The 15,723-nt window shown below is 32.5% G+C and carries 16 protein-coding genes and 1 pseudogene; 14 read left to right on the top strand and 3 right to left on the bottom strand.

The window, feature by feature from the left end:
- The first annotated feature begins 105 nt into the window (after nucleotides 1-105).
- The 8 genes and pseudogenes from plcA to BGI23_RS17930 all read left to right on the top strand — a co-directional run bounded on the left by plcA (nucleotide 106) and on the right by BGI23_RS17930 (nucleotide 5,821).
- Nucleotides 106-1,095: a phosphatidylinositol diacylglycerol-lyase gene (gene plcA / locus BGI23_RS17960; protein WP_070806740.1), complete on the top strand. Its 990-nt coding sequence runs from the start codon at nucleotides 106-108 to the stop codon at nucleotides 1,093-1,095.
- 48 nt (nucleotides 1,096-1,143) lie between these two features.
- Nucleotides 1,144-1,239: pseudogene (locus tag BGI23_RS27750) on the top strand (GntR family transcriptional regulator); the annotation flags it as partial.
- A 213-nt stretch (nucleotides 1,240-1,452) separates the two neighbouring features.
- Nucleotides 1,453-1,644 carry a hypothetical protein gene (locus BGI23_RS17955; RefSeq protein WP_070806739.1) on the top strand — a complete coding sequence of 64 codons (192 nt, stop codon included), beginning with the start codon at nucleotides 1,453-1,455 and terminating at the stop codon, nucleotides 1,642-1,644.
- 186 nt (nucleotides 1,645-1,830) lie between these two features.
- The gene (gene pdxR, locus BGI23_RS17950; RefSeq protein ID WP_070806738.1) at nucleotides 1,831-3,264 is read left to right on the top strand and encodes a MocR-like pyridoxine biosynthesis transcription factor PdxR; all 1,434 of its coding nucleotides are present in this window, start codon (nucleotides 1,831-1,833) and stop codon (nucleotides 3,262-3,264) included.
- Between the two features lie 33 nt (nucleotides 3,265-3,297).
- Nucleotides 3,298-3,654, top strand: a complete 357-nt coding sequence (locus BGI23_RS17945; RefSeq protein ID WP_000878383.1) for a CidA/LrgA family holin-like protein — start codon at nucleotides 3,298-3,300, stop codon at nucleotides 3,652-3,654.
- 23 nt (nucleotides 3,655-3,677) lie between these two features.
- Nucleotides 3,678-4,349 (top strand): LrgB family protein, encoded by a 672-nt coding sequence (locus BGI23_RS17940; RefSeq protein ID WP_070806737.1) that lies wholly within the window; start codon nucleotides 3,678-3,680, stop codon nucleotides 4,347-4,349.
- A gap of 21 nt (nucleotides 4,350-4,370) precedes the next feature.
- Nucleotides 4,371-4,796, top strand: coding sequence for a YfmQ family protein (locus BGI23_RS17935; protein ID WP_000214638.1), 426 nt, complete (start codon nucleotides 4,371-4,373; stop codon nucleotides 4,794-4,796).
- Nucleotides 4,797-4,960: 164 nt separating this feature from the next.
- On the top strand, nucleotides 4,961-5,821 hold the full coding sequence (locus BGI23_RS17930) for a PhzF family phenazine biosynthesis protein (protein ID WP_000704342.1): 861 nt from the start codon (nucleotides 4,961-4,963) through the stop codon (nucleotides 5,819-5,821).
- 26 nt (nucleotides 5,822-5,847) lie between these two features.
- Here BGI23_RS17930 and BGI23_RS17925 read toward each other — a convergent pair whose 3' ends face one another.
- Together BGI23_RS17925 and BGI23_RS17920 are read right to left on the bottom strand one after the other, a co-directional pair.
- Nucleotides 5,848-6,318, bottom strand: coding sequence for a CBO0543 family protein (locus BGI23_RS17925; protein WP_070806736.1), 471 nt, complete (start codon nucleotides 6,316-6,318; stop codon nucleotides 5,848-5,850).
- Complete coding sequence (locus BGI23_RS17920; RefSeq protein WP_070806735.1) at nucleotides 6,224-7,402, bottom strand: DUF2515 domain-containing protein; 1,179 nt, start codon at nucleotides 7,400-7,402, stop codon at nucleotides 6,224-6,226. The genes BGI23_RS17925 and BGI23_RS17920 overlap by 95 nt, the downstream gene beginning before the upstream one ends.
- Nucleotides 7,403-7,693: 291 nt before the next feature.
- On the opposite strand from BGI23_RS17920, the gene BGI23_RS17915 reads away from it, so the two are divergent.
- From BGI23_RS17915 to BGI23_RS17900, 4 genes are read left to right on the top strand one after another with little or no spacing between them, the layout of a single operon-like run.
- Nucleotides 7,694-8,680, top strand: coding sequence for a UDP-N-acetylglucosamine 4,6-dehydratase family protein (locus tag BGI23_RS17915; RefSeq protein ID WP_070806734.1), 987 nt, complete (start codon nucleotides 7,694-7,696; stop codon nucleotides 8,678-8,680).
- Nucleotides 8,677-9,588 (top strand): SDR family oxidoreductase, encoded by a 912-nt coding sequence (locus BGI23_RS17910; protein WP_070806733.1) that lies wholly within the window; start codon nucleotides 8,677-8,679, stop codon nucleotides 9,586-9,588. The genes BGI23_RS17915 and BGI23_RS17910 overlap by 4 nt, the downstream gene beginning before the upstream one ends.
- Nucleotides 9,589-9,613: 25 nt before the next feature.
- The gene (locus tag BGI23_RS17905; protein ID WP_001014789.1) at nucleotides 9,614-9,934 is read left to right on the top strand and encodes a DUF6572 domain-containing protein; all 321 of its coding nucleotides are present in this window, start codon (nucleotides 9,614-9,616) and stop codon (nucleotides 9,932-9,934) included.
- A gap of 49 nt (nucleotides 9,935-9,983) precedes the next feature.
- Nucleotides 9,984-11,051 (top strand): undecaprenyldiphospho-muramoylpentapeptide beta-N-acetylglucosaminyltransferase, encoded by a 1,068-nt coding sequence (locus tag BGI23_RS17900; protein ID WP_070806732.1) that lies wholly within the window; start codon nucleotides 9,984-9,986, stop codon nucleotides 11,049-11,051.
- Nucleotides 11,052-11,138: 87 nt separating this feature from the next.
- Here BGI23_RS17900 and BGI23_RS17895 read toward each other — a convergent pair whose 3' ends face one another.
- On the bottom strand, nucleotides 11,139-13,859 hold the full coding sequence (locus BGI23_RS17895; protein ID WP_070806731.1) for a putative bifunctional diguanylate cyclase/phosphodiesterase: 2,721 nt from the start codon (nucleotides 13,857-13,859) through the stop codon (nucleotides 11,139-11,141).
- A gap of 427 nt (nucleotides 13,860-14,286) precedes the next feature.
- Here BGI23_RS17895 and BGI23_RS17890 point away from each other — a divergent pair, with 427 nt between their 5' ends.
- Nucleotides 14,287-14,676 (top strand): VOC family protein, encoded by a 390-nt coding sequence (locus BGI23_RS17890; protein ID WP_000794011.1) that lies wholly within the window; start codon nucleotides 14,287-14,289, stop codon nucleotides 14,674-14,676.
- A gap of 218 nt (nucleotides 14,677-14,894) precedes the next feature.
- Nucleotides 14,895-15,710, top strand: coding sequence for an alpha/beta fold hydrolase (locus BGI23_RS17885; RefSeq protein ID WP_070806730.1), 816 nt, complete (start codon nucleotides 14,895-14,897; stop codon nucleotides 15,708-15,710).
- Nucleotides 15,711-15,723: the final 13 nt, after the last annotated feature.

Genomic DNA, 15,723 nt, shown 5'->3' with positions numbered 1-15,723 from the left:
TTTCTATGCAATATTTCATACTTATGAAATGATATTCATTTTTTACTCACTAGATTATATTATATTCAATAAGTTTGATATAAAACAGAAAAAGGAGGAATAGTAGTGAGCAATAATAATTTTATTTTGAAATTATTCATATGCATTATGATATTTAGCACATCTTTATTTGCTTCACATGATAAGCGGGTCGTTGCAGCTAGCTCTGTTAATGAGCTTGAAAATTGGTCAAAATGGATGCAACCTATACCTGATAACATCCCATTGGCACGAATTTCAATTCCGGGAACACATGATAGTGGTACGTTCAAATTACAAAATCCAATTAAGCAAGTATGGGGAATGACGCAAGAATATGATTTTCGTTACCAAATGGATCATGGAGCTCGTATCTTTGATATAAGAGGACGTTTAACAGATGATAATACGATAGTTCTTCATCATGGGCCATTATATCTTTATGTAACCCTACACGAATTCGTAAACGAAGCGAAACAATTTTTAAAAGATAACCCGAGTGAAACAATTATTATGTCTTTAAAAAAAGAGTATGAGGATATGAAAGGAGCAGAAGGTTCCTTTAGTAATACGTTTGAAAAAAATTATTTTGTTGATCCTATCTTTTTAAAAACAGAAGGAAATATAAAACTTGGAGATGCTCGTGGGAAAATTGTACTACTAAAAAGATATGGCGGTAGTAATGAATCTGGAGGATATAATAATTTTTATTGGCCAGATAATGAGACGTTTACGACAACTGTAAATCACAACGTAAATGTAACGGTACAAGATAAATATAAAGTGGGTTATGATGAGAAAGTAAAATCTATTAAAGATACGATCAATGAAACGATGAATAATAGTGAGGATTTACATCATCTATATATTAATTTTGCAAGCTTGTCTTCTGGTGGTACAGCATGGAATAGCCCATATTACTATGCCTCTTATATAAATCCTGAAATTGCAAACTATATAAAACAAAAGAGTCCTACAAGAGTAGGTTGGATCATTCAAGACTACATAAATGAAAAGTGGTCACCATTGCTGTATCAAGAAGTTATAAGAGCGAATAAGTCATTAATAAGAGATTAAAGATGATGAGAGTAAGAAGCGATAAAATACGTCGCTTCTTATTAAAAAACAGTGTATCTTGTAAATGGAACAATTTTTGAGTTATCTCAATCGATGTTTCATTATGAAGAGGCTAAACTTTTAAATCAAATTAATTTCAAATGAAAATTAGCATAAATAATCCTGCAAAAAAGCAACTGATCATAAGTGTTCAGTTGCTTTTTATTTTTAAAGTGGATGAGCAAAAAAACATGAAAGTGGTTGGTCCGTTTTTGGCAAACATCCATTATGATAAGAGAAGAAAGGTAGTATGTTATTAACGTTTTAAAGAGGAAGTTCTTAATGAAAATAGACTGGCCTTAGAGAGGTGAAAATACTATGAGCTTTGCGATTCCACTAGTCGTTATTATTGTAATTGGATCACTGTTTGGAACCGTACTAGTTGCACGGAATGTGGAGGAGAATTACGGCAAGTCTACAAAGAGAAATGTGAAAAACTTATCAACTATTTATATTATCCTTCTTTTCGTACTACTGCTAGGGGTAACATGGTATGCGGTAATAATTTGATAGTTTGTAACAGAACTGCAACGAGAGTATGAAGCTGGAATTTCAGAAGCTATCGAGTAATCAGAAACGGATCTATTTTAATATATCCATTTTAGGATGAGAAAATGTGACTAATTAATACTATTTTTACGGTAAATACTGTTAGTAATAAATTGAGGATAGTTAGCTTTGAAAGGAGGCAACTATATGGAATGGAAACCAAATCGTGCAGATAAGACGCCTGTATATAAACAAATCGCAGATTATATTGAAAGGGGTATTTCTTCGGGTGAGTTTCCTTCTGATAGCAAGTTACCTTCTGAGCGTATGTTAGCAAAAGAATTACAAGTGAACCGGAGTACGATAGTTGCTGCATATGAAGAATTAAAATCACTTGGAGTAGTAGAACGGCAAAAAGGAAGCGGAACACGGGTGAATACAGACATATGGGGTGTTTCACATAAACGAATACCGAACTGGGGTAGGTACGTTGAGGATGGATCGTTCTTACCTAACGTACCACTCGTTCAACAAATTAGAACGGAAACACAAAAAGAAGACTTAATTAATTTAGCGAGTGGTGAATTGTCACCAGAATTAATTCCGAGTGATAGATTCCGAACAATTTTGTCGGAGAAAACATTTATGGAAAACCTCGGTTATGACCATCCACTTGGAAATGAAATGTTGAGAAAAACAATTGCGGCACATGTTCAGCAATATAAACAAATTGAAGCAGATTCGAATTCTATCCTTATTACATCAGGCGCACAACAGGCACTTAATCTTATCGTTCAATGCTTATTAAAACCTGGTGATGCGATTGCAATTGAGGACCCTTCGTATTGTTTTTCACTGCCGATGTTTAAATCTGCTGGCTTAAAAATATTCCATTTACCTGTTGATCAGCATGGAATGAATCCAGAAGACTTAATTGATTTGCATAAAAAGCATCGTATTCGTATGGTATTTTTAAATCCGGATTATCAAAATCCAACTGGAACTGTGCTTTCATTAGCAAGACGTAAAAAGATTTTAGAACTGTCTTCTGAATTTGGTATACCGATTGTAGAAGATGATCCGTATAGCTTAACTTCATTTAATGGAGAGGTGAATCCAACATTAAAATCAATGGATCAAAACGGCAATGTTCTTTATATAAGTTCATTATCAAAAATTGTTGCATCAGGATTACGTATTGGCTGGGTAATTGGCCCAATGCGTGTAATAGAACGTTTAGCGGATGCAAAGCAGCAAGTTGATTTTGGCCATAGCGTATTTACGCAGTGGGTGGCAAATCAATTTTTAGAATCAGAAGATTTTCATGCACATATTACAATGCTCCGTGGACAATTGAAGGAAAGAAGAGATGCGTTAATTAGAAAGCTTGAAGAAATATTAGGGGACCAGGTTGAATTCTTTGTTCCAGAGGGTGGAATACATTTATGGTGCAAAGTGCAAGGAACGTTTGATGAATATCATTTATTAGGTGAATCTATACGAAATGGTGTAGCGTTTGTCCCGGGGAGTGTTTTAGGTACTAAAAGTGAATATGTTCGTTTTACTTTTGGGAGAGTAAATGTCGAACAAATTCAGCTGGGAATGACGAGATTTGCGAAAACGTTAAATGAAATTTCATAATAGTAATGCGTAATATTGAAATGAGGGAAAGAAATGAAGTACGTGATGCTTTTACTTCAAGTAGGCGTGCTATATGTATTTAGCTTAGTTGGTACGTGGATTCAAGGGGTATTCCATCTATCAATGCCAGGAAGTTTAATAGGGATGTTAATGCTTTTTCTACTCCTTTCTATTCGTATTTTACCATTAAAGTGGTTTGAGGAAGGTGCGGAAAAGTTAATCGTATTTTTACCGTTATTTTTAATCCCTTCGACAACAGGACTGATGGAATACGGGTCTTTTCTTTTTAGTAAGGGAAGTAGTATATTCCTTTTAGTAGTTGCAAGTACGGTAGTAACTTTGATTGTTTCAGGGTATATAAGTCAATTAGTAGTAACATCCAAAAAATAAAATCGACAAGGTGCAAGATGCAAATGGTTTTAATTATTATTACAGTAGTAATTTATTTATTGGCGACAAAGTTATATAAAAAATTTACGTTTCCATTCACGTTACCGGTGTTAACAGTTACTACAATTATGATTTGTTTATTTATGATTTTTGGTATTTCTCATCATGAGTATAGGGGAAATGGGGGAGACATTCTTACAGGGCTATTGAGTCCTGCAATCGTAGCGTTAGCGATACCACTATTTAAAGAGCGAAAGATACTGATGAAAAACTTTTTATCGATACTAATCGGCGTAGTGACAGGTATACTGGCTTTAACGACTATGAATGTAGTGATTGGTGGAATGTTACATATAGATAAGGAACTTATACTAACCACCCTACCACAATTAGCAACGATGCCTATTGCTATTTTAATAGCGGAGCAAATTGGTGGCATTCCATCTATGACTGCTAGTTTTGTAGTTGTTGCGGGAATAACAGGTGCTATGATTGGACCAACAGTACTTAAGTTGTTCCGTATAACAAGTACGATTGGAAAAGGCGTGGGAATGGGCTGCGCATCACATATTATCGGGGTAAGTCGTCTCGTGAAGGAAGGCGAGAGAGAAGCGACAATCGGTTCGGTGACGATGATTGTTACGGGAATACTTATTAGTATATTCATACCGTTTGGAACGAAATTTATATTTTGACATGTAATGGAGATGATGAAAATGACAACATGGTTTATAGTTACATTATTTGTTTTTGGAGCTATTAAAGTATTAGTTTCTAGTATGCCGACTTCTGTTGTAGAATCAATTATTAGTAAATTTGAATTGCATCAAAAACTTGAGGAAGAGAATACCTCTATATCGATAGATGGAAAAAATATAGAGGGAGAAACGAAACTACAAGTTATTCATGAATTTAATGAGGCTTTATTTTTAGATAAGCATTATTTTCCGCCGCACGGGGAAGGAACACCAATCGTGATTAAAACGAAGAAAGGGAATAAAGAGATTAGCTTTTCTTTATATAGCCATGAAGAACATATTGATGTAATAAAGCAATATAAAAAGAAAATTGTTGCCTATCGTTTACGTTCAAAAAGTCTTCAAACTCTTGCACCATTAGTAATAACCGAAGAGTATGCTTAAGAAGAGATCTATAAGGATTTTTCAGACTGTAGACAAACTATTTTTTAAGAGTGCAGATGCTAAAAATAGTTTGTCTCTTACTTTATAGTGAATTTATCCAATGAGATATATACGTAGTGTTTTCTATGCTACAATTTACTATAAGTGAGGAAGGAAGGTGTCTTATGAAAATATCCGTTTATGTTGCAAGTGCATTTAGCAAGGATCATAAAGGCGGAAATAAAGCAGGAGTGGTATTTACTGAGAATAATACATTGACCACAACTCAAAAAATGGCAATAGCTAAACAACTGGGCTATGCGGAAACCGCATTTATATCAGAATCTGAAATTGCTGATTATAAATTTGAGTATTTTACACCAAAAGAAGAAGTTGATTTATGTGGTCACGCTACAATTGGCTCTTTCGTGATACTGATGCATTTAAATAAACTTTGCCAGAATCGCTATACGATAGAAACGAACAGTGGTGTTCTTACTATTACCATAAAAGATGACATCATATTTATGGAACAAAACAAACCGATATTTTATGATGTTGTATCTCCAAACGAGTTCATCGACTGTTTTGACATGAAAGCTATAGACGATAAATATCCAATTCAAATTGTCTCCACAGGCTTAAAAGATATTTTAATTCCTATAAAAAGCGAAACACGATTACATACACTGCAACCTAATTTTGAAAAAATTAAAGAAATTAGCAAGTATTATAATGTTGTCGGAATGCATCTATATACTTTTAATGACAATCGAATTATATGCAGAAATTTTGCTCCACTATACGACATCAATGAAGAAGCAGCGACTGGAACTTCAAATGGTGCATTAGCTTGCTACCTTTATGAACAGCACAACTTGCAAAAAGAAGTCTATGTATTTGAACAAGGTTATTCTTTACACTCGCCTTCTGAAATATTAGTTAAATTAGCAACCAATAGCAACAATAAAGTAGAAAAAGTTTATGTTGGCGGCAAAGGCTATTACTGTGAAACTAAGTATTTAAATGTAGAAAATATTGATTGAAAATAAAGAGATCTATAAGGATCTCTTTATTTTTGTATGAAATCATATACTTTCCAAATAAAAGAAAAGAAAATCATATAGCCAAATAAAGAATATGTATGATTCCAATCTAAGCTATGAATAAAGAAACCGAATCTTTCAGCAATCTGTTCAAAAATGCTAGCACAAATACCGATTGAAATAATAAAAAGAATTCTAGAAACTGTAGATAATCTTTTTGAAATTTGTATAAAAATCGTTGTTAAAATCGGTAGTACAAAGAGAGTAAAGCCGATGTTAACTGAAAATATGGAGGGAAAGGGTCTAACCGGAAAGGAATATAATTGTTTTGCAACAAAAAATGCATCTAAGTAAGTTCCGATAATAGAAGAGAGTAAGATTGTAATGACTAATGCGAAAAGGTTATTCGTCTTCTCGAAGGAGAAGATTTTTCTTTGCAAGAATGGCAAGTTCAATTTTTTCGAGTGTTTTACAGTAGTCTTCTGTAATTTGTCCATTTATATTTTCCTCCTTATCCACTAAGTAATTTACGACTTGCCAGTCCGTAAACCAATCTTCACTGTCAACTTCTTCATGCTCTATATCTCGCCATGCGTAGATGAGTGCAGGACTGTATATACGATAAGCGCCATTACGCAACTGGCATTTCTTTATTCGGCGTTTATAAAACTCACGGGAAAAAGATTCATTCACACTTGAAAATAAATGAGGCCAGTAATCTTTCCTTGAGCCTGTATGAGGATGGTGTTGGGCCCAGCTTATTACTTGAGATAAAACATGTGTATCCCGAAATAATAATGAATACAACCTTTTTCCAATTAAGATCCGTTCGTGTAAGGAAGTGAAATGTTTCATTGTATCACCAAATAGTAATACGTTTTGTTTCTTATTATTTGCGTAGAATGGGAACAGGATATGATTAAACTGAAAGAAATCAAATAGTTTAAATCCAATACTATTTAGTACAGTCTTTTTAAAGTGTACATTTTGAATCACTCTTTTTTCTAAGTAGTTTTGTTCATTAATAATAGTTGCAATTGCTAATGTTTTTTTGTTACCTGTTTTCCAAAAATCGTTCCACATCGTTTCCATAAATGTAGAAACATTTAGGTGAGGGAGAAGGTGAAATAGCTTTTGTGTTCTTTTTACACTTTGTTCATAAAGCAGAAATTGAGGATAGACATCTTGAAAAATAAGCCAATTTCCTCTTTCTAAAAAAGAAAAAAATGTGATTTGCTCTTTCTCTGATAAAATTTTCGTATATAAATCTCCCCTTAAATCAGTCATATTCCAACCGCCGTTACGTGATACCATATGCCCAAGTAGTGCCCAATGTATTTCCGGATATTGAACGTAAAATTGGTAGTATGCACGTGTTCTTGTGACATTATTTTTATTTAGCTGTTCTGTCTGCATTTTTATGTTGTTGATGATGATTTGCTCTTCTTTCGTTAATTTATACATCGTGCCAGAATGAGTGAGTTTACTTTTTTGTTTCAATTCATTTTTCACATCAAATAGGGAGAGAGGCAGTGCCTTGGAAGGTCCGTTATATGTATGATTTGAATTGCTTCGGTACATTCCGTTACCTCCCTTTTTCATAAATTTAAACATGACTATTGGCTATGAATCATTCTATTTATTTTATTACGAGTATAAGAAATAAATGAGCGCTGTTTATTACAAGGAATTTATCATACAAACAGTATAAAAAATCTTACTGTTGTGAGGTGAAATAAAAAACAGAAACTATTTTTAATAGTTTCTGTTTTTTATTTTGTCAATTAAATGTAACAAACGACGATTATGATTTGAATCAATTGAAAATAATTCAATAAATGTTAATTGAAATGCTTGGTAGGAGGAAAAGGAATGCTAAATAAAATAATTTTAATCACTGGTGGCACAGGTTCGTGGGGGCATGAGCTTATAAAGCAACTATTAGAAAAATCACCGAAAGAAATTAGGGTTTTTTCAAGAAATGAAACGGTTCAGTTTGAAATGCAGCAACAGTTTATAAATGATGATAGATTAAAATTTATTATTGGAGATATTCGTGACAAGGATCAATTAGTTTATGCATGCCAAGGTGTACATTATGTATTCCATCTTGCAGCTTTAAAACATGTTCCAGTATGTGAGTATTATCCTTATGAAGCTATAAAAACTAATATACATGGTACGCAAAATGTAATCGAAGCATCTTTACAGATGCAAGTTGAGAAAGTTATATATGTTTCAACGGATAAAGCAGCCGATCCATCAAATACGTATGGGATGACAAAAGCAATTGGTGAAAAGTTAATGGTTCATGCGAATGTACAAACGAAGAAAACAAAATTTATTTGTGTTCGTGGTGGAAATGTTTTAGGGACGAGTGGAAGTGTGGTACCGCTTTTTAAAAAACAAATTAAAAAATCTTCACAAGTAGGGATTACCGATGCGAATATGACTAGATTTTTCTTAACAATTGAAGATGCTGTTGGATTGTTATTTAAAGCCGTATATCAAGGCAGAGGCGGGGAGATCTTTGTTATGAAAATGCCGGCATGTAAAATAACAGATTTAGCAGAAGTGTTAATTGAAGATTCGAAAAAAAAAAATGTGAAGTTAAAAGAGGTAGGGATCAGGCCGGGTGAAAAATTAAGTGAAATGCTTTTATCTGAGGTAGAGAGTAAAACGAGTATAAGTTTTGATCAAAATTATTTTGTGGTACTACCTACTATTCCTATAGAAGGGCTTCAAGAATATTATGCTAGTTTTCCGCTTGTGGATGTGAAGAGTTTTAGTTCACAACAAGACTTACTTGCAAAACATGAAGTGAAACAAATGCTATTAAAAGGAGGATTTTTACGATGAAAAAAAATGCGAGCCTTTTAATAACTGGTGCAAATGGTTTTACAGGACGCCATGCTTGCCAATATTTTTTAGAACAGGGCTTTCATGTAATTCCTATGTTTCAAAATCGTACACATAGAGAAAAAAATGAAAATGGTATTACTTGTAATTTAACGAATAAGAGCGAAGTAATGAAGGTAATGAAACAAATAAAGCCAGATTATGTATTACATTTAGCCGGTAGGAATTCAGTCATAGAGTCTTGGACAGCTGCTCTTGAATATGTAGAAATTAATGCAATAGGGACGTTATATTTATTAGAGGCAATTAAGCAAGAAGCCTCGCATTGTAGAACATTAGTTATAGGATCTGCTTTGCAAGCAGATAGTATAAACGAAATAAAAATTTCAAATCCATATAGTTTAAGTAAAACGATGCAAGTCATTATTGCAGAGGCTTGGGGCGAATTAATGGGTTCAAATATTATCATTGCAAAGCCCTCAAACTTAATTGGTCCAGGAGTATCAAATGGCATTTGTTCGATTCTCGCAAAAAAAATGATAGATATAGAATCAGGTAGAAGTAAAGCCATTATTGAAGTAAACAGTTTGAAAGATAGTAGGGATTTTCTAGATGTACGTGATGCGGTTAAAGCGTATCATGTGTTATTACGAGATGGAATAAATGGAAAACAGTATAATATCGGATCAGGAGTGAAACGATCTTTATTAGAGGTACTAGAACAATATAAAGAATTAACTCAGCTGAATTTTTTCATAGAGGAAACAGAAAAAAGTGGGAGTGATTCAAATGATAGTTTAGTAATAGAGGAAATAAAAAGGTTAGGTTGGATCCCAGAAATTCAATTCCATCAATCATTAAAAGATGTACTTGAGTATGAGAAGTGTAGTGACATCTGCATGCAATGAAAAACAAAAAGGGTGTAAGAAATATATGAATGGCTATGAAACAATAAATAATCAAAATACACTATTTCTTTTAATTGTTGATACGCTGGACTGGAAGAATGAAGAAGAGCATGCTTTGCGTATCTATGAGGCGATAAATAAATGTCGAGCCTATGTGGAAGGGAAAAAGGGTGATCGAAAAAATCCAGTAATAGATGCAGGAACTAGGCCTGTAATCCGAGTTTTTGCTCAGTATGAATGTAGTGAGTATGGAAATGATTTTTATGACCTCATGAAAGATTTTTTGCAAGATATAGGATTTGAGTTAAAGGTTTATATAAATAATGCTAAGGTTACTTACATGTAATAGATTAGTATAAAATAAGATTTTTTAATCATAAAGGTGGATATAAATTATGAATAAAAAGATTCTCTTTACTGGGGGCGGTACAGCCGGGCACGTAATGATTAATATAGTATTGATTCCTAAATTTATGGAAAAAGGATGGGGAGTTGAGTATATTGGATCTCAAAATGGAATTGAAAAACTATTAGTTCAAAATGTTAAATACAATATTGTTTCAACAGGGAAGCTTAGGAGATATTGGGATTTGGAGAACTTTAAAGATCCTTTTAAAATAATAAAAGGTTGCATTCAAAGCTATAAATTAATGAAACGAATAAAACCAGATGTTATTTTTTCGGCAGGAGGATTTGTTTCTGTTCCTGTAGTAATAGGAGCATGGATGAATAAAGTACCCGTAATAATACGTGAACCAGATAGTACGTTAGGATTAGCAAATAAAATAGCATTACCTTTTACTACAAAACTATGTACAACATTTCCTCAGACAGGAGAAAATGTAAGTAATGAGAAGAAGGTTTATGTAGGACCAATTGTAAGGGAAGAAATTGAGAGAGGCAACGTATTGCGGGGAAGAAGCTATTGTAAATTTAAGCAAGATAAACCGGTATTGTTAATTATGGGTGGGAGTCAAGGCGCTCAATGGATAAATGATATGGTAAGAAAAAGTTTGGAAACATTGTTGTTAAATTTTAATATTGTTCATATGTGCGGTAAAGGGAAGGTAGATTCATCTGTTGGCATGGAAGGTTATATGCAATTCGAATATATAGGGGAAGAATTGCCGCACATACTAAATATGGCGAGTGTTGTAGTTTCCAGAGCGGGTTCTACTGCTATTTCTGAATTGTTATTTTTGAAGAAACCGATGTTGCTTATCCCGTTAACTAACAGTTCCAGTAGGGGAGATCAAGTTTTAAATGCTGAATATTTTTCTCGGCAAGGATATGCGGAAGTTATACTCCAAGACAGAGTAAGTACGAATACATTTATACATGCAGTAAATAAGTTGTATACAAATAAGGAGAGATATATTCAAAACATGAATGGATATAAGAAAACTAATAATGAGGGGATTCATCAATTAATAGATATAATAAATGAAGTAATAGAAATGTAAATAAAAAACAAAAGGAAAGAAGATCTCTTCTTTCCTTTTTGCTATAGTTGTTCAAATTCATTATTACTTATAACAATTAGCCATGTACTATGGGTGAATCCCGATTTCTAATAGTTCAGTAAATGCATGCGTATGGATAGGTTTACTATAATAGTACCCTTGAATAAACTGACATTTATTTTTTTGAAGGAAACTCACGTGTTCTTTCGTTTCTACACCTTCAGCGATAACTGACATTCCTAATGTATTTGCTAATGTGATGATCGTTTTAATAATTTCCATTCCATCATCACATGTTTCAGACATTGTAATAAATTCTCTCGGGATTTTTAACGTATCGATTGGATATAAAGGTAAATAGGCTAGCGAAGAATAACCAGTACCAAAGTCGTCAATTGAAATGTGAACGCCTAAACTCTTTAGTGTACGCAGTTTTATTAATGTTTCTCGCTCATCCATCATTGCAATTCGTTCTGTTAATTCAAGATCAAGAGAACTTGCTGGTAAACCTGTATTTGTTAATGTAGCAGAAATAGACTTTACAAAATCTTCTTGTTCAAATTCTTTAGCAGATAAATTTACACCTATTTTCAAATGTGAATATCCGCTTGTGTGCCAACGTTTCATTTGCTCACAAGCTTGTTGTAGTGTCCATTTTCCTATTGGAATGATTTGTAGCGTTTCTTCTGCAATCGGAATAAACTCGTATGGAGAAATAACACCTAATTCAGGATGATTCCACCTAATTAAAGCTTCAGCACCGATAATTTTGTTAGACTTGCTATCAACTTGAGGTTGATATAAAAGGAACAATTCTTCATTTTGAATTGCATTTGGTAAATCTTTTTCTAATCGCAATCGTCTTTCAATTTTTTTTGCAATTACATCATCATAAATAGAGACAGAATTAAGTTCTTTTGCTTTCGCATCATACATTGCAACATTAGCGTTTTTCAGAAGTGTAGCGGTATCGATTCCGGAATGTGGATAAATAGCGATGCCGATACTTAGTGATAAAGTTAATGTATGTTCATATATGACAAACGATTTTTCCATGCATTCAAATAACTGGTTGCATAACTCGAATAAGGAATCTTCGTCAGTATAGTTTTCAATTAAGATTGTAAATTCATCGCCACCGATTCTTGATAGATGAGTATGTGATGGAAGACATGATTGGAATCGCTTCGCTACTTCTTCTAATATGTGATCTCCTGCCGAATGTCCAAGTGTATCGTTAATTGCTTTAAAGCGATCTAAGTCCAAATATAATAATGCAAACTCGCTTTCTGTCGTTTTAGCATTTTTTATAATTCTTTTTAATTTCTTATGGAAAAAGGCACGGTTCCCAATTTTCGTTACAGTATCATGGAATGCTAAATATTTTATTTCTTCTTGCTGTTTTTTTAGCGCAGTAATTTCTTTCATCATAATATAGCTTCCTGAAATTTGCCCGTCTATCATAATAGGGACGATGGTAACGTATAAAGAATAAGTAAATCCATCTTTATATTGAGAACTAAGTTGTAAGGATGCTGATTCTTGTTGTTTCACTTTTTCTAATGCAGATGCTAGTTTATATTTGTCTTCATCTAAAATAATCGAAAAACAAGTTTCACCAAGTAACTCATCCGTTGGTGCACCGAGTAGTATACTTCCAGCTTTATTTACATTTAAGAATACGCCATTTAAATCAATTGTAAAAATAGGGTCAGGATGATATTCATATAATGATTTGAATTTTTGTTGCTTTTGAGATAGAGCCTCAGATTTATGAACTAAATCTGAAGTCCGTAAAGTAACCTTTTCTTCTAGTTGAGCATTAAATGCCTGTAAACGTTTAGTTAGGGAATTGTTTTGCATACGTACAATAGAATGACGAATGAGTACGAAAATAAAAGTAATACAATTTCCCGTAATGAGAGTGGAAGATGATGTTTGTTCCTTTAATGTAAACCCGATTAGTATTGCAACAGCAAGATAGGGAAATACAACTAAAGCCTTTTTTCCTATTATAGGGTTTACAATGAAATAATTTTTATGACTATTACGATCTTCTGAAATAGATCCAGCTATTGCAATAAGTAATATAGGTATTCTATATAAAAGACGTAATAATGTTATCGCTTCAGTTGATAAATGGTTATTTAAGTAAAAATAAATATAGTTAAAAGTTGCAGAACTTATTAATACAAAAATAAAGATATAAATTTTCCGTTTAGAATTAAAAATTGTTGGACGGAAAAAGAGACTAACACCTAGTAGAAGGAATAATAAATCTGCAATTGGATATAGAAATGAAAGAAAAACATCTCCTAGTGAAAGAGAGAATATATTTAAATTTGGTTGATTAAATAAATACCACTCTAATGTGAATATGGAAGTAAGTACTATGCATATATCACAAATAAAGAATGCTTTTTCCCATTTATCGCATTCTTTTAGGATTTTATAGCAGAAAGCGATAAGACAGAAGAGTAGAAAAAGCATATAAAATACATCAGAAATAGTAAAACGATGTATTGGAATTTTGAAGAAGCTATCTTGATATGTATATACTATTTTTCCTAATAAAAAACTACCAATTGCTATCGTGATACATATCCAAAACGGATTTGAACTAACTTTTTTAGAATATATAGAATAAATGAGTGATACAAATGTAATGGCTTCAACAATAAGTGAAGCGAAGCGTACATCCGAATTTGAAAAATGAGTGGGGAATAGATAGAAAAACATAAAATAGATTGAATAACACATTAATGTTCCAATTAATATACATAGTTGTAAATTTTTATTTAATTTCAATAAAATCACCTTCTTTAATTATGTACCATATTCGTAATATCTATACATAATAATATTATTTAAGAATTGTATCAGATTTCCTTATAAAAATCATGTTTATAAGGAAGTTTTAAAAAGTATAATTGCTTTAAAAAATGAAAAATATTGCATTTGATAGTATATACTGCATAAAGATTTTAAATAGAAATTGTATATTTAGTCATCTTTTGAATTGTAAAGGTTTTTTAGTGATTTGAAAGTAGAGATGCAAAATTGCATATAAAATGATAAAGGCTTTTTTGAATTTTAATTTTTGACTGATAGAGGTTATTTTAAGTAAGACCTTTGTATGTATTTATTCTTATACTAATGAGTGATTTCAAAAATGTGTTACGTATGTACAATAATACGTAATCATGTATGAAATTTTTAGTATGGGAGGAAAATCATGAAAAATTTGGTGAAGTTTCGAATCGCACGTCCGACGAATAAGTTTGAAGAGGTTATAGCATTCTATGAAAAAGGATTAGGCTTAAAACGTATAGGTGAATTTTACGATCATGAAGGTTATGATGGGGTCATGTTTGGGCTCCCAGATGAAGAGTATCATTTAGAATTTACAAGACATATTGATGGGAGTCCTTGTCCAGCTCCGACAAAAGATAATTTACTTGTATTTTATATGAGTGAAGATAGTGAAATGAAGAAGGTGAGTAAAAGGCTGCATACATTGGGATACGATGAAGTGGAACCAGAAAATCCATATTGGAAAGATAAGGGGATAACGATAGAGGACCCAGATGGTTGGAGAATTGTGTTGATGAAAATAGAAGAATAAGGGGTTACAAAACTGATAAGAACAAGGTTTCAAATTGGATAGGGTAAAATAAATCAGCTTTCTTCTAGGAAATAAAAATAGAAGGAAGCTGATTTATTTTTTGTCTGAAAATTTAAATTTGACAATCAATTGTAGGGGATGTAAATTGGGAACGTGTATTCTTATAAATTTGATAGTGTTGCCATTCAAAAGGAATGTATAAATAGGGAGGATTTTTTATGTTATTTCGAATTGAAGATGCAGAAATATACTATGAAATTGTTGGAGAAGGAAAACCAGTCATTATCATACATGGCTGTGCTCCTGACCATAGGTTAATGATGAAATGTATGGAATCAGTATTTCAAAAAGATGAAGGTTATAAGCGAATATATATTGATTTACCTGGAATGGGAAAGTCGAACGCTCCAGATTGGATAAATAGTTCAGATCATATATTAGAAGTGTTAACTATGTTTATTGAAGAAATCATTCCAAAGAAAGATTTTTTACTAGTAGGAGAGTCTTTCGGTGGATATTTAGCTAGAGGGATACTTTCAAAAATGTTTGAGAGAGTCAATGGACTATTATTAATATGTCCTGTGGTTGTTGCGATGCAAAAAGAAAGACGTTTACCGGATAAACAGATAATTGTACAAGATAAGGAGTTTTTAAATACGTTAACTTCTACCGAAAGAGAAGAATTTAGCGAGTTAGCAGTAATAGCAAATGAATATACATATAAGCGATTTCAAGAAGAAATTAAGCCGGGGTTAAATGTTGCTAATTATGAGTTTATTGAAAGGTTGCAAAAAAATTACTCTCTTACTATAGATTTTCACCGTAAGAAATATGAGAAACCTGTTCTGTTATTAGCCGGAAGACAAGATATATCGGTAGGTTATCAAGATATTATAGAAATTATTGATGATTACCCAAGAGCGACATTAGCGGTGTTAGATATGGCAGGGCATAATTTGCAAATTGAACAGCCTGAATTATTTGAGAGTTTAGTAGGAGAATGGATTACACGAACAAAACAACAAAATTTATAAAAGACAAATGAAT

It is taken from the genome of Bacillus sp. ABP14, from assembly GCF_001831375.1.
GTDB lineage: Bacteria > Bacillota > Bacilli > Bacillales > Bacillaceae_G > Bacillus_A > Bacillus_A paranthracis.
This window is presented reverse-complemented; position numbering and strand designations above follow the sequence as displayed.